The 19010-nt window shown below is 37.8% G+C and carries 19 protein-coding genes; all 19 read left to right on the top strand.

Going from position 1 to position 19010, the window contains the following annotated elements; genetic code table 11:
• The first annotated feature begins 8 nt into the window (after positions 1–8).
• Complete coding sequence (locus G611_RS0108160) at positions 9–890, top strand: hypothetical protein (protein ID WP_028243200.1); 882 nt, start codon at positions 9–11, stop codon at positions 888–890.
• 24 nt (positions 891–914) lie between these two features.
• A complete protein-coding gene (locus tag G611_RS0108165; protein WP_028243201.1) occupies positions 915–1163 on the top strand; it encodes a hypothetical protein in 249 nt (82 codons plus the stop codon).
• Positions 1164–1301: 138 nt separating this feature from the next.
• Positions 1302–2564, top strand: coding sequence for a hypothetical protein (locus G611_RS0108170; RefSeq protein ID WP_196801553.1), 1263 nt, complete (start codon positions 1302–1304; stop codon positions 2562–2564).
• 27 nt (positions 2565–2591) lie between these two features.
• Positions 2592–4028, top strand: a complete 1437-nt coding sequence (locus G611_RS0108175) for an aminoacyl-histidine dipeptidase (protein ID WP_028243203.1) — start codon at positions 2592–2594, stop codon at positions 4026–4028.
• A 43-nt stretch (positions 4029–4071) separates the two neighbouring features.
• Positions 4072–5145 carry a 6-phosphofructokinase gene (locus G611_RS0108180; protein ID WP_028243204.1) on the top strand — a complete coding sequence of 358 codons (1074 nt, stop codon included), beginning with the start codon at positions 4072–4074 and terminating at the stop codon, positions 5143–5145.
• Between the two features lie 28 nt (positions 5146–5173).
• Entirely contained in the window at positions 5174–6763 is a 1590-nt protein-coding gene (gene dnaX, locus G611_RS0108185) for a DNA polymerase III subunit gamma/tau (RefSeq protein ID WP_028243205.1), read from the top strand.
• A gap of 42 nt (positions 6764–6805) precedes the next feature.
• Entirely contained in the window at positions 6806–7147 is a 342-nt protein-coding gene (locus G611_RS0108190; protein WP_028243206.1) for a YbaB/EbfC family nucleoid-associated protein, read from the top strand.
• 3 nt (positions 7148–7150) lie between these two features.
• Positions 7151–7750 (top strand): recombination mediator RecR, encoded by a 600-nt coding sequence (gene recR, locus G611_RS0108195; RefSeq protein ID WP_028243207.1) that lies wholly within the window; start codon positions 7151–7153, stop codon positions 7748–7750.
• A 198-nt stretch (positions 7751–7948) separates the two neighbouring features.
• A complete protein-coding gene (locus G611_RS0108200) occupies positions 7949–11629 on the top strand; it encodes an Ig-like domain-containing protein (protein ID WP_028243208.1) in 3681 nt (1226 codons plus the stop codon).
• 123 nt (positions 11630–11752) lie between these two features.
• The gene (locus G611_RS0108205; protein WP_028243209.1) at positions 11753–13234 is read left to right on the top strand and encodes an FHA domain-containing protein; all 1482 of its coding nucleotides are present in this window, start codon (positions 11753–11755) and stop codon (positions 13232–13234) included.
• 10 nt (positions 13235–13244) lie between these two features.
• Positions 13245–14036 (top strand): PP2C family protein-serine/threonine phosphatase, encoded by a 792-nt coding sequence (locus tag G611_RS0108210; RefSeq protein ID WP_028243210.1) that lies wholly within the window; start codon positions 13245–13247, stop codon positions 14034–14036.
• A gap of 3 nt (positions 14037–14039) precedes the next feature.
• Positions 14040–15722, top strand: a complete 1683-nt coding sequence (locus G611_RS0108215; RefSeq protein WP_028243211.1) for a serine/threonine protein kinase — start codon at positions 14040–14042, stop codon at positions 15720–15722.
• Between the two features lie 10 nt (positions 15723–15732).
• Positions 15733–16152, top strand: coding sequence for a hypothetical protein (locus G611_RS0108220; protein ID WP_028243212.1), 420 nt, complete (start codon positions 15733–15735; stop codon positions 16150–16152).
• A 62-nt stretch (positions 16153–16214) separates the two neighbouring features.
• Positions 16215–16460: an EsaB/YukD family protein gene (locus tag G611_RS0108225; RefSeq protein ID WP_036948699.1), complete on the top strand. Its 246-nt coding sequence runs from the start codon at positions 16215–16217 to the stop codon at positions 16458–16460.
• 69 nt (positions 16461–16529) lie between these two features.
• Positions 16530–16820 (top strand): WXG100 family type VII secretion target, encoded by a 291-nt coding sequence (locus G611_RS0108230; protein ID WP_028243214.1) that lies wholly within the window; start codon positions 16530–16532, stop codon positions 16818–16820.
• A 19-nt stretch (positions 16821–16839) separates the two neighbouring features.
• Entirely contained in the window at positions 16840–17139 is a 300-nt protein-coding gene (locus G611_RS0108235) for a WXG100 family type VII secretion target (protein WP_028243215.1), read from the top strand.
• A gap of 68 nt (positions 17140–17207) precedes the next feature.
• Entirely contained in the window at positions 17208–17666 is a 459-nt protein-coding gene (locus tag G611_RS0108240; protein WP_028243216.1) for a DUF5082 domain-containing protein, read from the top strand.
• A 21-nt stretch (positions 17667–17687) separates the two neighbouring features.
• A complete protein-coding gene (locus tag G611_RS0108245) occupies positions 17688–17993 on the top strand; it encodes a hypothetical protein (protein ID WP_028243217.1) in 306 nt (101 codons plus the stop codon).
• 30 nt (positions 17994–18023) lie between these two features.
• Positions 18024–19010, top strand: a 987-nt coding sequence (locus G611_RS0108250) for a DUF6531 domain-containing protein (RefSeq protein ID WP_028243218.1), incomplete at its 3' end; no start/stop codon positions are given.

The raw sequence follows: 19010 nt of genomic DNA on the forward strand, positions 1-19010 counted from the left end.
AATCATTTATGAGAAAGATGTATATAGCTATAGGACTGATAACTTTAGCCATATTATTAATCGGATGTGCAAAAAAGGATATAAATAACATATTCCAGGTAAATGAAGTAGTAACTAATAAAGAAAGTGAAATAGCTGGAGAGAAAGAATTAACTTTAATTGCGTTAAACGTTGAAAATTCTCCATTTAAAGCTAACAATCAATTATTTGAGTTTTTAAATAATAAAAATTTTGAAATTGAAAAATATAAAAAAGATTGTGATGCTACCCAAGAATATTATGCGTATTCTCTAGAGGTTTATGATAAATGGGAAAATGAAATAAATGAACTAAGTAGTATTGCAAAACTGCCAAATGAATCTAATATTATATTTCAAGATTATATGGATGAGTGCAAAAAGTTGAATAGCTATATATATAGTACAAATTGTATGTATGCTGGAAGTATGTATATACCAATTTCGTGTGACCAACTAAAAATGAAATGTGAATTGCTATACGGAGAGCTATTGTCAGTATATCCAGAAAGCATAAGTGAATACTCTGACGATGTAATAAATGATGTTAGATGGATTAATTATGATGATACCTTTTTTACATTTGAATACTCAAATGATTTTGAAGAACTATTAAATGACTATAAGATAGATGAAAAAAGCATTTTTGAACTGCGAAATATTATAATGAACGAATGCGAGCTGCTGAATAATTTAAATAATGAGTTTGACTTTAGTAATTACGGAAAAAACTGTCTTCAAATGGATGATGAGTTGATGAAGCTTGAATATGAAAATAAGTTTGATGAATCAATAATAACGAGGAATGAGAAGAATCGTCTGAAAATTTTTATCAACGAATTAGTGAGTTTACAGTATCTAATAGATTGTTAAAAAATAAAAAAGGAATTATTTGAAATGAAAGTAGCGACACTAAATTATAGTAAATTATTCAATTCAGTTGGAATACATCTACATCAAAGATATCCAAGTCTCCGCCATGAAATATTGCAAAAAGAAATAGAACATGCTATTGAAAGTTCTAATACAAAGCTTTCACTGGTGGATGGAATATTTAATGTAACACTACAAGGAGAAGACCTAACAGATGGCAAGCCAGGGCAAGTATATAAAGTGGCTGTAGAATTAGGTGAAGGGCTAGATTAAGGTAAATTATATTTAAGTCAAAAAAGGCGCATAGCAACTAGTTTGCTATACGTCTTTTTTCGCACTTTAGACATTTTTTATAAATAATATGGTAAAATATACTATGCATAATAATGTTTGAGAAAATGGGGAAGAATTATGGTAAAAGAGAAACTTAGTCAAATCGGGGAGACAGTTCTTGAAAAAATTGATGGGCTTGATGTGAAGGATAAGCTTATCGAGCATAGCTTTAACCATTCGGATATAACAAGAGATGATTTTATGCTGAAGGGAGCTCTTGCCAGTGAAGGATATGATTGGTGGTGGCACAGCTTCACCGGTCATAACAAACAGACGGGCGAGGAAAAGGCTTTCTTTATCGAGTTTTTCACAATCAACCCAGAGCTAGGTGGCGATGAGCCAGTGTTTGGCCAGCTGCCAGAGAATAAAGCATCGGGCGTAAAGCCATCCTACATGATGGTGAAGGTAGGCTGCTGGGGCGAAGGCGCAAAACAGATGCATCGCTTCTTTGGCTGGAACAAGGTCAACATCAAGGAGGATGTACCATTTCTCATAAGTGCAGATGATTGCTTCTGCTCTGAGACTCGAACCCTTGGCAAGGTAGAGGTTACAGAGGAAGATGCCAAGAACCATCCAGAGTGGATGTGCCAGGCTGGTAAGATGGTTTGGGATCTTAACATCGAAAAGCAGATAGCTTTCAACGTGGGCTACGGCGCAGGCTGGGCGTCACGTGAAATAGAGGCATTTGAAATGTTCTGGCATGCAGAAGGCATGAAGACATTATTTGCAGGTTCAGTTATACTAGACGGTGTCGAATACGAAGTCAGCCCAGATAGCTGTTACGGCTATGCAGATAAAAATTGGGGTAAGGACTTCACATCTCCATGGGTGTGGCTTGCAAGCTCACATCTTAAGAGTAAGGTATCAGGAAAATGGCTGGAAAACAGCGCATTTGATATCGGAGGAGGCCGTCCAAAGGTTAGAACTGGCCACAGCTTTGATGATGTAATCCTTGGAGCATTTTGGTATGAGGGTCAGCCTTACGAGTTCAACTTTTCAAGATTTTGGACTCTCACCAGTACAGATTTCAATTGCACCACAGAGGGTGAGCAGGTAGTATGGGAAATTACCCAGGAGACACCGCTTGCCAAATTAGAAGCTAAAATCACCTGTGATAAAAAGGATATGCTTCTTATAAACTACGAGGCACCGAACGGTGAAAAGCGCCACAATAATCTATGGAATGGCGGCAACGGCACAGGCGAGATTAAGCTATATAAGAAAATTCTCAAGACCAAGGACACTAAGGCCAATAAAAAAGCCGAGTGGAAATGGGAGCTTGTGGATGATATGGAAGCCTATAATATAGGTTGCGAGTTCGGCAAGTACGACGAGCAATAAGTAATAATAGATTGGAGAATAGTTAAAATGGCAGTTTTAGCAGGTTTACAGCCAGAAAGAGTATTTCATTATTTTGAGGAGATTTGTAGTATCCCTCACCCAAGTTATCACGAGGAAAAGATTAGTGCATATCTTGTAGAATTTGCAAAGGCACACAATCTTGAATATTACACAGATGACCTTTACAACGTAATCATGATTAAGGAAGCTTCAGAGGGAATGGAGAATGTAGCTCCATTAATCCTTCAGGGCCACATGGATATGGTTGCTGAGCAGGAGCCAGATTGCAAGAAGGACATGCTTACAGAAGGTCTTGATCTTGAAGTAGTTGATGGATTCGTTACAGCTAAGGGTACAACACTTGGCGGTGATGACGGAATCGCAGTAGCTATGGCACTTGCAATTTTAGAGGACGATACACTTAAGCACCCACGTCTTGAGGTAATCATTACAGTATCTGAGGAAGTAGGTATGGAAGGTGCAGCAGGCATCGATGTATCAATGCTTAAGGGTCGCAAGATGCTTAACCTTGATTCTGAGGAAGAAGGACATTTCCTTAGCGGATGTGCCGGTGGATGCCGAATGGATATTGAGTACCCATTTAAGAAGGAATCAGTTAAGGGCGCACTTGTTTCAATCGAAGTTAAGGATTGTACAGGTGGACACTCAGGCACAGAAATCATCAAGGGTAGAGCAAATGCTACACAGATGGTAAACAGAATCCTTGCAGCCGGTATCGATGTTGCTGATGTTTGCCTTGCAGATTATGTAGGTGGTACAAAGGACAATGCCATCCCACGTGCTACAACAGCAAAGGTAGTTACAAATGCAGATGCTATCAAGGCTATGGAGGCTGAGGCAGCAGCTATTAAGAATGAGTACGCAGTTACAGACCCAGAGATGAAAATCGAAATCAAGTCTGAAGGTAATGTAGTAGTTGATGGCGTAAATCCAGCAGATACAAGAAAGATTGTAGAGTTAATTCTTTCTTTACCAAACGGAGTTCAGGCTATGAGCCACGATATCGAGGGCTTAGTTGAGACTTCATTAAACTTAGGTATCCTTAACTTACTTGAGGACGAGCTTAAGTTCTCATTCTCACTTAGAAGCTCAGTAGATAGCGCAAAGGCCGCTCTTATGCGCAAGGTAAGAATGATAGCTGAAGGCTTCGGCTGCAAAATATCTACTCATGGTGAGTACCCAGCATGGGAGTTCAAGCGTGAATCTACATTCAGAGATGAGCTTGTAGCTTTATATAAAGAGATGACAGGCGAGGATGCCATCGTTGAGACTATGCACGCAGGTGTTGAGTGCGGACTTTTAGCATCTAAGCTTCCAGGACTTGATGCAGTATCAATCGGTCCAGAGCTTTACGATATTCATACTCCAAAGGAGCGCCTTGGAATTGCTTCTACAGAGAGAATATACAATTACGTTCGTCGCGTAATCGAAATGCAGAAATAATAAGCAATTAAACAAATAAGGGGTAACAGGAAGGAGAAGGACTATGCTTAGAATCGGAATGCTTACAAGTGGTGGTGACTGCCAGGCATTGAACGCTGCTATGCGTGGTGTTGTTAAGGGTTTGGCTGCAAATGTGAAGGACCTTGAGGTTTACGGCTTCTTCAATGGCTATAAGGGTCTGATTTATGGGGATTACAGACTCCTTACCAGCCAGGATTTCTCAGGTATTTTGACACGTGGTGGCACTATCCTGGGCTCTAGCCGTCAGCCATTCAAGCTCATGCGTGAGCCAGATGAGAACGGCCTTGATAAGGTAGAGGCAATGAAGTCCAACTATTACAAGCTAAACCTTAGCTGCCTGGTTATCCTTGGTGGTAACGGAACACAGAAGACAGCTAATCTTCTTAGAGAGGAAGGGCTTAACATTATCCATCTTCCAAAGACTATTGATAACGATATCTTCGGAACAGATGTGACCTTCGGTTTCCAGAGTGCCATTGATATCGCATGTAACACCATCGATTGCATCCATACTACAGCATCATCTCATAGCCGTGTATTTATCGTAGAGGTTATGGGACATAAGGTAGGCTGGCTTACATTGTATGCAGGTGTTGCATCAGGAGCTGATATCATCCTGCTTCCAGAGATTCCATACGATATCAAGAAGGTCATAAAGGCCATCAATCATCGTGCGGAAGAAGGTAAGGGCTTCACCATCCTTGCAGTTGCCGAGGGCGCAATATCCAAGGAAGATGCAAAGCTTTCGAAGAAGGATTACAAGAAGAAATTAGAGACCTCCAAATATCCATCAGTTTCCTATGAAATCGCTGATAGAATCCAGAAGGAAACAGGTATTGAGGTACGTGTCACTGTTCCGGGACACATGCAGCGAGGCGGTAGCCCAGATCCATTCGACAGAGTACTTTGTACACGTCTTGGTTCAGCAGCTGCACAGGCTATCATGGACGGAGATTTCGGTAACATGATTGCAATGGTAGATGGCAAGACAAAGCGCATTCCTCTTGAAAAGGTTGCAGGAAAGCTTAAGGTAGTTGAGCCAGATTGCCAGATGATAGAAGAAGCTAAGCGAATCGGCATTAGCTTCGGTGATTAAAAGAAAGAAAAAAGGGTAGGTATTTGTTATGTCTTATATGGCATTATATAGAAAGTTCAGGCCACAGACCTTTGAGGATGTTAAGGGCCAGGACCACATCGTGACAACTTTAAAGAATCAGATAAAGAGTGACCGTATAGGACATGCATATCTTTTCACAGGAACAAGAGGAACAGGTAAGACAACTATCGCCAAGATTCTTGCCCGCACCATCAACTGCGAGAATCCTGTGGACGGCTGCCCATGTATGGAATGCGCTATGTGCAAATCCATCACAGCCGGCAATTCCATGAATGTAATAGAAATGGATGCTGCCTCAAACAACGGTGTAGATAGCATCCGACAGATAGTAGAGGAGGTGGCATACCCTCCTACAGAAGGTAAATACAAGGTTTACATCATCGATGAGGTACATATGCTTAGTACCGGAGCCTTTAACGCCTTGCTTAAGACCTTGGAGGAGCCACCTTCTTATGTTGTGTTTATATTGGCAACAACAGAAGTACACAAGATTCCAATTACCATCCTTAGCCGTTGTCAGAGATATGATTTTCATCGTATTTCCATCGACACCATTTCAGCCCGCTTAAAGGAGCTGATGGATAAGGAGGGTGTAGATGTAGAGGATAAGGCCATCCGCTATATCGCCAAGGCAGCAGACGGTTCCATGCGAGACGGATTAAGTCTTTTAGACCAGTGTATAGCCTTTTATATAGGCCAGACTCTTACCTATGATAATGTACTGAAGGTGTTAGGCGCCATTGATACTGAGGTATTTTCAAGATTACTTCGTCATATCATTAATGGGGAAATCACCCAGTGCATCGGCATCTTAGAGGAGATAATCACTCAGGGCCGTGACCTGAACCAGTTTGTAATAGATTTCACATGGTATCTTAGAAACCTGATGCTTCTCAAGAGTTCAGATGATATGGAGGATGTACTTGAAATGTCTTCTGATAATCTGGCTTTATTAAAAGAAGAAGCCAAGATGGTTGACACCGAGATTTTGATGCGATATATTCAAGTTCTCTCGGCACTTTCTAATGATATTAAGTATGCAAGCGGTAAGCGAGTTCTTATCGAGATTGCACTTATCAAGCTGTGTAAGCCAGAGATGGAGCAGGATATTTCTGCTCTCAACAATAGAATGGCAAACCTTGAGAAAAAGGTGGAAAAGGGTGTGCCAGTAGTAATGGCTGCTCCTGCAGCAGGGCAGGCAGCACCTGCAGCTGCGCCAGTAACAAAGGCCCCACTACCAGCAGCAGTGCCAGATGAAGTAAAGCAGGTGGCATCCAGCTGGGGCAATGTTTTAGGCCAGGTACCACCAAACATCAAAATGTATCTTAAGGAAGTAAACACTATTACAGTCAATGAACTAGGCGAGCTGGTACTGATATTTGACCAGCCACAGGGAAGTGAACGCATGGCAGGCGATTTCGTAAATAGACCAGAGGTCATTGAAGAAATATCTAAAGCCATCGAAAACATGATTAAAAAGACTGTAAATATCAAAGTAGAGATTAATTCCAGCGGCGTAAGCTCACAGGATTCAAAGACAGATATCCGAGATTTCTTCGCCAGCAAAGGAATTGAAATAGAAGTAGACCCAGAATAGTCTACGTAACATTAACCAGATAGAAAATGGAGGATTAAAGATATGGGTAAAGGAAGAGGCGGATTTCCAGGCGGAGCAATGGGTGGAGCTAACATGGCTAACCTTATGAAGCAGGCTCAGCGTATGCAGCGTCAGATGGAAGAGGCTCAGGCAAAGCTTGAGGAGACAGAGGTTACAGGTACAGCCGGTGGCGGTGTTGTAGAAGTAACAGTTACAGGTTCAAAGGAAATCACAAAGGTACACATCGATCCAGAGGCAGTAGACCCAGATGATGTTGAAATGCTTGAGGACCTTGTTATGGCAGCAACAAACGAAGCACTTCACAAGATTGATGAGATTACAGCAGCATCTATGCCAAAGATGCCAGGTGGACTAGGATTCTAATAAATGGAATATTACAGCAAAGAAATTAGCAACTTAATAGCAGAGCTAAGCGATTTGCCAAGCATTGGAAATAAGTCAGCCCAGAGGCTGGCTTTCCATATATTAGGCATGGACGAAGAAAAGGTAAACGACCTTGCCAATGCTATAGTGCAGGCAAGAAAAAACGTTAGATACTGTAAGGAATGTTTTACCCTTACAGATGAAGAACTTTGTCCTATATGCTCTAATCCAAAGCGTAACCACAACATAATCATGGTGGTTGAGGACACTAGGGATTTGGCAGCCTATGAAAAGACAGGCAAATTCGACGGAGTTTACCACGTACTTCACGGTGCAATCTCACCTATGGCAGGCATCGGCCCTGGTGACATCAAGCTAAAGGAACTGATGGTTAGATTACAGCAAAATGATGTAGAAGAGGTTATTGTAGCTACCAATTCTTCGTTAGAAGGTGAGACTACAGCCGCTTACATTAGCAAGCTGATTAAACCTACAGGCATAAAGGTAAGTAGAATAGCATCAGGCGTGCCAGTTGGTGGCAACCTTGAATATATAGACGAGGTAACATTACTTAGAGCGCTTGAGGGTAGAACTGAATTGTAGATATTTTGAGAAAGACCTTCGGGTCTTTCTTTTTTTTGTAAAAATACTACACAGAGAGGCTAAAATGTATGATTTGGCAAAAAATGACAAAATCTGGCAAGAATTGTAGTTGACTCAGTAAAATTAAAAAATTAAAATATATAATTGTGAAAAAAGTGTGTAATTTTTTACAAAAAATTGTGAAAGGGAAGTGTTATTGTGAAAAAGGTTAAGAAAAAAATAGTGGCAATAACAATGCTTGCAGCGTTGTTATTAAGCAGTACCGCAGTATATGCTGACACTATTGAAGTTGGAACTATTCCAACACAGGAAGTAGTGGAACTGAAAACAGAAAACGAAGAACCTAAGGCAGATGAATCTAAAGAGGGCGAGTCTGAAGGAGAAGAACCTAAGGTAGATGAGCACAAAGAGGGCGATTCTGAAGGGGAAGTACCAAAGGAAGATGAGCACAAAGAAGGCGAATCTGAAGGAGATGTACCTGGGGAAGTTGTAAAAGAACCATGCGAACATGTGTGGGAAGATAGGTGTGAATATGTTGATAACAATACCCACAAAGTGTACAAGCAGTGCACAAAGTGCGGTGAAATAAAAGATGAGAATATAGAAGATTGCGATATCTCAGAATATAAAATTAATGAAAATTCACATAACTGTATAGAATCAGGCAAGCATATAGAGTATGCATCTTGTAAAAAATGCGAGCACGTATTTGAAAAGGTTACAGATTGTACAATACCTGAATATAAAATCACAGAAAAATCAGCTGAGAATACACAGCAGGGTAAACATATTAAGTATGCAACATGCGAGTGTGGCAAAGAATATGAGAAGATAGAAGACTGTGAAATGAAGCCTGTAGATGGACAGCCTGGAGTTATGCGTTGTGAAGAGTGTGGCTATGAAGAGGACACAAGAGATACAGAGCCTAAGATAACAGTTTCATATGAATCTTTAGATGGAACACCAATTGAATCATTAGATGATATTACAAATAATGGTTTTTCATATAAGGTTTTTAATAATGGTATAAAACTATTAGTAACAGTTGATTGTCAGTTCTTTAATGATAAAAAAGTAGATAAGTGGAATAAGTTAATGGATACTGAGCTTTATCTTAATAGTGCAAGCGGTCCACAGGTGATTCAGCTTAAGCTTAATAAAAATAGCTCAGTAGAAAATGGCAAAGCAGTATACGAGTATGAAATAAAAGAGCCAACAGATGAGGCTATTACAGTTGTTGGTGCTACAGCTCAATATAAGTACTATGAAGAAAGACACTTTTTGTTTTTCACCTATTATAAGAAAATTGAAAAATCTATGAGCAAAGATATTGGCTATATATTAAGAAATGCTAACCCACAGGAGCATCTTACTGAATATAGTCAGAAGGTTTGGAATGATGAATGGACTGAAGGCGAAGGCCAGTTCCCAGAGTGGTATTCAAGAAATTGCCATAATCAGAAGGATCTAACAATCACTCTAAACAGTGTAACAAGTAATGAATTAACAGAAGATTCTGTTGTATTAGAAGACCAGTATGGAAAGCAATTAAAGTGTGTGCCTGTTTCTAACATTGTATTCAATGGTGGAAGCTGCAATGATTTATCACGTGAAGGATTCTTTGATGAGGATAAATTTAGCTGTGACACATATATATACTACGAAAATGAACTGAACTATAACGTTCCAACAGATGTCAAAGATGATGAATATAAGTACACCTTAACAGATACAAATATTAAGGATCCGGTAGTAGTAAAAATAGATAATACAAAACCTGTACTTAACTTCGAGCGAGCAGTGTCAGGCTCTAATTATAAGCCATACTATAATGATACTGTTACAATCAAGGCGACTTTAACAGAACTTACACCTAATAGCGAGGGCAATAATTTAACTATTAAGACTTCAGAGCAAGTGGATGAGGCTTTAAGCGATTTACATTTTGATTTTAAAGATACTGATAAAGCTGATGTTCAGTATGTAGAGATACCATGTGATAAGAATGGTAAGTATGAAATTACAGGAACATACACAGATAGGGCTGGAAATACTTATTCTACATCAGAAGATAATCAGAATGATTTAGAAGCATTTATTGTCGATAAAATCGCACCTGTACTTAAGGTGACATTCGATAATCATGATGTAAAGCATGAAAAGTATTATAAAGCTGATAGAACAGCTACATTAGTGCTTACAGATAAGAATATTGATGGGCATGAAGCTGATATTAACAAGGTAACAATTAGTTCAAAGACTGGCAAGCCTGTTCTTAATCAGATGACAGGAGAAAATGGAGAGTACAAGGGCTCAATTGTATTTAACGAAGATGGCGTTTATACACTAAGTAAGTTTGATTTTATAGATAAGGCTGGTAACCCATGTGTTATCGAAAAATCAGACCAAGATTACAACAAGGAATTCGTAATCGATAAGACAGCACCTGTAATAACAGTAGATTTTGATAATAACAGTTATCAGAATGGAAACTATTTCAAGGATGCACGTGTAGCAACTATTAAATTTGCAGAAGTAAACTTCGCAAAGGATCAAGTCTCTATCAGAAAGAATTCTGGTGAAGAAGATTCTGTTCCAGGATTCTCAGCATATGAGGATTCAGAAAAGACACATATTACAAAGATTAATTTCGATAAAGATGGAAGATATGGATTCACTTTATCATGTGAAGATTTAGCAGGAAATATTTCAAACACTTATGAAAGCCCTGACTTTATAATTGATAAAACAGCGCCAGAACTTGAAATCACAGGTGTTTCAGATATGTCTGCTAATAATGGAAAAGTAGTTCCTGTTATCAAGTCAAAGGATAAGAACCTTACAGATGCATGTACAGAAATTACACTTACAGGTTCTAATAACGGAATAATTAAGCCGGAGATGGTAAAGACAAGTGGAACAGAAATGTTTACATATGAAATCGCAGATTTGGCTCATGAAAAAGCAAACGACGATTTATATACACTTAATGTTAAGCTTACAGACTTGGCAGGAAATAAGGTTGAAAAGACATACAAGTATTCTCTAAACAGATTTGGTTCAATCTTTGTATTAAGCGATGCAACAAAGTCTATGGTAAATAATTATTACGTAACTAAACCACAGGATGTTGTAATCACAGAAATTAACGTGGATTCTCTTGCTAGCAAGGAAGTATCAGTAGCATACGACGGTAATGTAAAGAATGTTGCTGAGGGTAGAGGCTACCAGGTAAGTGACCATACAAATAATAAGGGATGGCATTCAATCAGCTACACAGTTGATGCATCTAACTTTAACAAGGATGGAATGTATTCTGTAACAGTATTCTCTGAGGACAGAGCTACAAATAAGCAGAGCAACCAGTCAAAGGATGCAGAAGTAGCATTTCTTATGGATGCAACCGCACCAAGTATTGTTGTGTCTGGACTTGAAGATGAAGGAGTATATGAAGAAGCAAGCCATGATTTCTCAATCAATGCTGTGGATACAATAGGTGTAGCAGATATGAAGGTTCTCTTAAATGGAGACGAGATAGGAGCTTATTCAGCAAAAGAGCTTGCAGATAACGGTGGAACAGTAGTACTTACAGTACCATCAAAGGATGATTATCAAAAGGTAGAAATCATTTGTTCAGATATTGCAGGTAACAAGACAAATCTTGCTTACAACAACATTTTAGTATCAGAGAAGGCTGAAGAACTTTTGGTATCAGAAAATCTTACACCAACAACTGGTGATAAGGCTGAAACATCGAAAGTAGAAACAAATATTACTAATAACCTTACTAAGATAATAGGTGTGTTGGCACTTATTTTAGCGCTAATCATGATAGCAGTAGTTGTTATCAGAACAAGTATGAAAAAGAATAGAAAATAACTATTAATAATGTCACGGCAGGCATAAAGTCTGCTGTGACATAAAATGTTAGTATTGTTTGATTTTTTAGCTGATAAATCAACTATTAAATGAGACAGTAAAACAAAAAATTAGGAGAATAAAATGAAAAAGTTAAAAAGAATTAGCACAGTAGTAACTATAGGAGCAATATTGCTGACATTTGTTCCGGTTTGTGCAAAAGAAGAAACTACAGCAGAGTCTGCAAAGAGCGGTGTAGTGCAGGTAAACACAGTTATTGTAGATTCTGAAACAGGAAATCATGTAGTGATTGGTGGAGCTGGTTTTTTAATAGGGGATTCAGAAGGAACAGAATATGTAATAACAAGTGAATCAATTGTAAACCCAAGTCATGAGGTTATGGATGCCGCTTATGATTTTTACGGTATAACAATAACAGATGATAACAAAAATGATTACCAGGTAGAGACACAGGTGGCAGTGGAAAGCGATGTTGCATTAACGGCCACAGTTCTTACAGAGAGTAAAGAGTTAAACATGGCTGTTCTTCAGCTACCACAACCAATATATACCAAAACTCCATTATCAATTCTTACTAACAAAGAATATGATGTTAATAATTTACCATATGAAGTGGAAGATGCAGTATTTCAGTTAGGCTTCCCAGCTGCAATCGGTTATGACTCATCAAAGATTTATTATAATGAACAGGACATTCGTATGGCTACGGGCGAAATCCAGGCCACACATCAACAGGATGGAGTACAGGTAATAGATAGTAATGCTGCTTTCGATTATGACAATTATGGTGGACCTGTTGTAAATGAAAATGGTTATGTAATCGGAATGAATTTATATGTAGATGAAAATGGAACAGATGTAGCTTTGGATTCTACAAAGATTGTTAAGATACTAGATGGACTTGGAGTTCAGTATTCACAGGTAAACACAGTACCTAAGAAGGAAGAAGTAGAACCAACAGATCAGCAGGCAGAATTAAAAACACCTACAACAGTGGTTGAAAAGAAAAGTACTCCAATAGGGCTTTTATTAGGAATATGTGTAGGTGCAGTTGTGCTTATTGCAGCAGTAGTAACGGTTATCATTATATTCGTATTTAAAAAGGATGGTTCAAACGTTAAAAAAGAAAAGTCAACATATAATGGTCCAGTATTTAGTATGGATAATGACAGCAGTTCAATAAAGATGACAGGAATAAATAGTCCATTACAAACTGTAGGTGCGGCAGATGAAACAACTATATTGAATATGGGGCCATCAAGTAATGATGGTGAAACAACATTATTATCTGGCGATTTAAATGAATTAACGAATCTAGGAACCTTAATTAGAAAAAGAACATCAGAAAGAATATCGATTAATAAGAAAGAATTTGTTTTAGGAAAAGATGCATTGCATTCAGATTATTGTATCGAAAATAATAGTTCAATCAGCCGTAAGCATGCGGTTATTAGCTATGGTAGAAATGGTGTATATATTCAGGATTGCAATTCAACTAATGGAACATTTATTAATGGAATGAAATTAGAAAGTGAACGTACAGTGCTTTTAAATACAGGAGATGTTATAAGACTTTCCAACGAAGAATTTGAGTATCAAGCATAGGAAGGTAATTATGGGTTTCAAAGTAGATGCTTATTCAGATAAGGGCATAAAAAAGGATGTAAATCAGGATGCATTGCTTGTAAAACAAGCTAGCGTTAATGGAATAGGAAATATATGCCTCGGGGTTTTGTGTGATGGCATGGGTGGATTGTCTTGCGGAGAAGTAGCTAGCGCATCATTTGTAGATAGAATGGATGAATGGTTCAAAACGGAATTGCCTGAACTTGTAGTAGATAACGATAGAACAGTTCCATTGAGTGGCGAAAAATATATGCGCAATGCTGATGATTTAAAAAGCAAAATTGAATCAAGCTGGAACAAGATTGTTACAGAAATGAATACCAAGCTAAAAGATTATGGCGCAGAAAAGTATATTAGATTAGGAACAACAGTAGTTGCAATAATAATAATTAGGGATACATATTTATCTATGAATGTCGGTGATTCCAGAGGATACAAGTTTGATAAAAAATCCATGGAAATGATTTCTCATGACCAAAGCTATGTTATGCAGCAGGTAGAGCTTGGAAGAATGACGAAAGAAGAAGCGGAGCAGAGTGATAAAAAAAGTGTTCTTTTACAATGTATTGGAGCGTCAGAGAAGGTGATACCGGAATTCTTCACTGGAAAAGTAGAGAAAAATAATCATTTTTTGTTGTGCTCAGATGGATTTTGGAGAAAGCTTAGTAATCAAGAAATATTAACTATATCTCCACAGCCAAAGGGATTAGAAAAACTGGCACAGATAGTAATGAAAAGAGGAGAAACCGATAATATTTCAGGACTTATTATATCGGTATAAAACATGTTAGAAATTGGATCAGTAATAGATAATAAATATAAAATATTAAATAAAATTGGCCAGGGTGGGATGAGCGTTGTCTACTTGGCCATGAATGAACGAGCAAATAAACAATGGGCAATTAAGGAGATTCGAAAGGATGCAGTAGCTTCTTCGGAAATAAATCTTGCTAGTATTAAAACCGAAACAGAGCTCCTCAAAAATCTAAATCATCCAAATTTGCCAAGCATCGTAGATATTATAGATTATGATGACTCAATATTGATTGTAATGGATTATATTGAGGGGAATACCTTAAAAAAGGCAGTAGATGAATATGGGCCTCAACCGCAGGAAGCAGTTATTGAATGGGCTAAGCAGCTTTGTGATGTTTTAGGATATTTGCATTCCCAAAATCCACCAATCATCTATAGAGATTTAAAACCTGGAAATATTATGCTTAAGCCAGATGGAACAATAGTACTTATTGATTTTGGTACAGCACGACAGTATAAAGATACAAACATAGAAGATACAACATGTTTGGGAACGCGTGGATATGCGGCTCCGGAACAATTCGGAGGGCAGGGGCAGACAGATGCGAGAACAGATATATATTGTTTAGGCACTACAATATATCATTTGGTTACAGGTAAGAATCCTAGCGAACCGCCTTACGAAATTAGAAATATCAGATATTGGAATGAAGCATTGTCTTCTGGATTGGAAAAGATAGTTGCCAAATGTACACAGTTAGATCCAGAAAAAAGATATCAAAATGATAAGGATTTGCTATTTGCATTGGAACATTATGATGAGTTGGATGAGACTTATCGTAAGAAAGAAAAAATAAAAATTTCGATATTTGTAATTTTTATGGTTCTAACCATAGCTTCAGGACTTTGTTCGTTGTTTTCATATAGACATGCTAAGCACATACAACAGGTGAGTCATGATTTGTTGGTAGATGATGCAAATAGAGGCTTTACAACAGCGGATTCAAAAGAAGCACTTATAAATGCCATAGCAATTGATCCATCTCAGGTTGATTCATATATTAATTTGATAGATAACATTTATCTGGAAGATGAGAATTTTACACAGGACGAAGCTGCAGAGTTTAGAGAACTGTTGATACGAACAAGTGGAAAGAATACATATGAGCAGATATTAGCAAGGGATGTTGATAGTTATAGTTTGTTAGCATATAAAGTAGGACTTGCATATTATTACAGTTATGAAGGAGAAGGTAATAAACAACAGTCTGCATATTGGTTTAATAAGGCAACAGAAGGAAATCTAAATCCTAATCAATTAGAAAGAGCTAGATTGTTGGGGGCAATCGCAGATTACTATGTAACCTTGGGGGCGGTAGATAAAGCTGGAGATAGTGAGGTTACCTACAAAGACTATTGGGAAGATTTATCGTCACTGTGTGAGGGGAACATAACAGAATCCGATAATGCTAATACTGCTATTGCAATATATAAAGAAATGGCATCCCAAATATGTGTAAATGCTTTACAGTTCAAGAAGGCAGGTGTTTCAGTATCTGATATGCAGTTGCAATTACAGAATATTGAAAAGCATGTGAAGGAAGATATCGACACAATGGGGGATGAAAAGACAGAAAGAGTTGAGGAGTTAGAGGAAGAGCTCGCAACGAATATAGAAAAAGCACAACAAACCATTTCGATGTTAGAGTAGGAAATAATATATGAATGTACAGTCAAATATAGAAACAATTACAGAGCAAACACAGTTCTTTACAAATTTATCGATTATATTTTTGGTTATTGCTATAGCATTGCTAATTGCTGAGATTATTATTTTTATTGTTTTTAAAATACCACATTCAATCAGAGTATTAACTGGAATGGGTGGTGGTAAAAAGGTAAAAGCTAGAACAACACCACGTGATAACAAAGCAACAGTTAGCTGGAATACCTCAGAGTTGTTAAAGAATAAGTCAACAAATGAAGATGCAACAACAGTATTAGATTCTGATGAAACAACTATTTTGGAAAATGACGATGAGACAACTATTCTTGATCAAAAAGTGGTAAGTGATGAAACTACAGTGCTTTTTGAGATGGAGGATGACATAAGGATTGTTGGTAGTAATCAAAAGATATAACTTTGCCAATTACCATTTGAATATGGTTTTGGATATATATTAAAAACATAGGAGGGAGGATTTTGCGAGACACAGTTATAGTCGAGTTTTGTTGGAATAATTCGCGCAAAGACGTAGAGGTTCCGAAAAATATCACTGCAGACGAACTGATAACTTCGTTTAACAGTGGATTTAGCCTAGGAATAGATGAGACAGATTCAAAAGATTATTTATTCCGGGCGGAAAATCCAATAGCTCTTATTAAGGGAGATATTACGTTAGAAGAGCTAGGGATAAGAGATGGGACAGTTATTTATTTTAAAGAGTAATTGTCAGTAGTATTTCAAATTACAATTAAATGTAAAAACTATAATTATCAATTTAAGGAGGATTTTAAAATGGCACAAATGGGTATGGACATTGCCGCTATAGAGCAGAACCTTGCAACTCTTAAGAGCGGCGCAGACAATTTAGATTCACTTACATTAGAGGTAAGCAATCTTCAGGGACCACTTGAGAATGCATGGGAAGGTCAGGAAGCAGCAGCTTGCGTTGAGTATCTCAATAAGCTTTCTACAAAGATGCAGAGCATGTCTGATGAAATTATGAAGATCCACAAGTGGGTTGAGCAGACAAAGACAAATTACGAAGAGACAGCTGCAAAGGGTGCTAGTGCATATAGCATTTAGAAAGTGAGGAGAATAGACAATGGGAACAATGATTAAAGGTAGTGTTGAAGAGATTAATAGAAGCGGTAAGCAGTTACAGGATTTTAGTTCACAGCTAGATACAACATTAAAGAATGTTAAAAGTGTTGTGGATGAAATCGCAGCTGCTACATATGGTTCTGCAAGTAATACATTGTTAGATGTTTATTACAATCTGAATGCTGATCTTGAGAAGTATGTACAGGAGCTTGATACTCTTGGAACAAACGTACAGACATCAGCAAGCAATCTTGAAGCTATTGATACTGATGCAACAGCTAACCTTAGCTACGAAGGTTAATTATTTTTCTTGTGTTGTGCGATAAATTACTTATCGCACAACATATTAGAGCGAAAGGGGATACAGACATGGCACAGACAAGTAGTCAGGCCGCTGCAGAAGCCGCAGCACGTGCTGCAGCTGAGGAAGCAGCAAGAAGAGAAGCTGAAAGACAGCGAAGAATAGCAGAACTTAAAGGACAGCTATCTAGCGTAGAAGGTAGTATAAATCACTTTAAGAGTGTGCTAAGAACATTAACTGATGGAAAGACAAGTCTTACCACTTATACAAATACATTGGATACAGAAGTGCTTACGCCAGTCGCTAATTACTCTATACATGGTGCAAATGACTGGGAGGGGACAAATGCTGATAATGCAGCTAATGCGCTAGGTACAGTTAAAACTAAAAGCACTTCATATCAGTCAGAAATAACACAGCTTGCTACAGATATACAAAATGGTATTAATAAAGCAAACGAAAAAATACAAAGTCTAAATAATGAAAGAAATAATATTCTTGGTCAGTTAAGAGCTTTAGGTGCATAGTTCATTTATGGAGAGTAAAAAATGGGAGCAACGAAAGATACAAAGATAGATATAGAAGTATACAACGGTGTTGTAGACGAAATTGAAACACAAAATGATACTGTTATCGAAGATGGCTTTGTAGCTACTTCGGCAAGTTCGATTATAAGCACAAATGCAACTGTTCCTACTTTTGTTACAGCTGACGAAAATGTTGTTTCAATGCTTACAAATTTAAAGGTACAGGTGCAGGACGTTATTACAACTATGCGCGACGTTAGAGATAGCATGGATAATGTAAATACGGATGCGAAGACTAGTGGAGAAAAATATAATACTGGAAAATAATTTTTACACTAGAGAAGGGAAAATAAAGGGATGGAAAATATTGTATGGAATGTGGCGAAGTTAAGAGAATACTTCGACTCATGCCAAAAGACATATAATTCATTTTTAGCGATGTCAGATTCATTGATCAAGGCCTTTCAGGCATTTGTAGATGACGATACCCACACAGGTACAGAAGCAGAAAGTTCCAAGGCATTTGTTACAGAAAGACAGATACCTTTAATTATAGATATAACAGATGCAATCCAGCAGCTGGAAGATTTGCAGGAAGCATTGATGACTGCATTTTCAACAGATGTGGATTCATCAGATAAAGCCAAATTAGGTGATGAGTATTTAAAGAAAGTAACATTAGATTTTGGTGGATATGAGGATAGCTTAAAAACTACAGGTGATGCCATAGCATCCCTTGCAGACACATTAAATGCAAGCTGTAGTGAAGTAGGAAGCTACACCAAGCCATCATATACAAGCTTTTATACATCTATGGAGGCAATTGCATCAAATGATGGTTTAAGTGGAATTGCACCAGAAAGCAAAAAGAAGCTTGATGATTTTGATACAACACACAGCACAGATATCTCACTTAGTGCATACCAGACTCTTTATGAGACAATCGTTGCAAATATAGAGGCATTCATAAATGGTATAGGTGATGGAAGATACTACGATATCACAAGCTTCAATGAAACTAAAAATAGCTTAAAGTGGGTAAATCCACTGGACGTATTACAGGGAGCAGAACTTGAAGAGTATAAGCAGTATGTAGAAAACATGCATGCATACTTAAAGGGAAAGAAAGAGCGCTGCGAAGTTTATAAGTATGACCCTGTAAACATGTGTAATGGTAATTACATAAATGAACATACAGATATAGAGCTTGGCGGAAGATATACTCTGGAGTTCAAAAGATTCTATAATGCTATTTCTTCAGATATGGGCTCTCTTGGAATGGGATGGACACATAGCTTTGAAGTACGTTTATACGAAGATGTAATAACAGGAAGAATTAAGATT

It is taken from the genome of Pseudobutyrivibrio ruminis AD2017 (assembly GCF_000424305.1).
Lineage (GTDB): Bacteria > Bacillota > Clostridia > Lachnospirales > Lachnospiraceae > Pseudobutyrivibrio > Pseudobutyrivibrio ruminis_B.

What these genes read in the sequence shown, in the direction of transcription:
- G611_RS0108160 (WP_028243200.1), top strand. Translation starts at nt 9, where the DNA reads ATGAGAAAGATGTATATAGCTATAGGACTGATAACTTTAGCCATATTA.
- G611_RS0108165 (WP_028243201.1), top strand. Translation starts at nt 915, where the DNA reads ATGAAAGTAGCGACACTAAATTATAGTAAATTATTCAATTCAGTTGGA.
- G611_RS0108170 (WP_196801553.1), top strand. Translation starts at nt 1,302, where the DNA reads ATGGTAAAAGAGAAACTTAGTCAAATCGGGGAGACAGTTCTTGAAAAA.
- G611_RS0108175 (WP_028243203.1), top strand. Translation starts at nt 2,592, where the DNA reads ATGGCAGTTTTAGCAGGTTTACAGCCAGAAAGAGTATTTCATTATTTT.
- G611_RS0108180 (WP_028243204.1), top strand. Translation starts at nt 4,072, where the DNA reads ATGCTTAGAATCGGAATGCTTACAAGTGGTGGTGACTGCCAGGCATTG.
- dnaX (WP_028243205.1), top strand. Translation starts at nt 5,174, where the DNA reads ATGTCTTATATGGCATTATATAGAAAGTTCAGGCCACAGACCTTTGAG.
- G611_RS0108190 (WP_028243206.1), top strand. Translation starts at nt 6,806, where the DNA reads ATGGGTAAAGGAAGAGGCGGATTTCCAGGCGGAGCAATGGGTGGAGCT.
- recR (WP_028243207.1), top strand. Translation starts at nt 7,151, where the DNA reads ATGGAATATTACAGCAAAGAAATTAGCAACTTAATAGCAGAGCTAAGC.
- G611_RS0108205 (WP_028243209.1), top strand. Translation starts at nt 11,753, where the DNA reads ATGAAAAAGTTAAAAAGAATTAGCACAGTAGTAACTATAGGAGCAATA.
- G611_RS0108210 (WP_028243210.1), top strand. Translation starts at nt 13,245, where the DNA reads ATGGGTTTCAAAGTAGATGCTTATTCAGATAAGGGCATAAAAAAGGAT.
- G611_RS0108215 (WP_028243211.1), top strand. Translation starts at nt 14,040, where the DNA reads ATGTTAGAAATTGGATCAGTAATAGATAATAAATATAAAATATTAAAT.
- G611_RS0108220 (WP_028243212.1), top strand. Translation starts at nt 15,733, where the DNA reads ATGAATGTACAGTCAAATATAGAAACAATTACAGAGCAAACACAGTTC.
- G611_RS0108230 (WP_028243214.1), top strand. Translation starts at nt 16,530, where the DNA reads ATGGCACAAATGGGTATGGACATTGCCGCTATAGAGCAGAACCTTGCA.
- G611_RS0108235 (WP_028243215.1), top strand. Translation starts at nt 16,840, where the DNA reads ATGGGAACAATGATTAAAGGTAGTGTTGAAGAGATTAATAGAAGCGGT.
- G611_RS0108240 (WP_028243216.1), top strand. Translation starts at nt 17,208, where the DNA reads ATGGCACAGACAAGTAGTCAGGCCGCTGCAGAAGCCGCAGCACGTGCT.
- G611_RS0108245 (WP_028243217.1), top strand. Translation starts at nt 17,688, where the DNA reads ATGGGAGCAACGAAAGATACAAAGATAGATATAGAAGTATACAACGGT.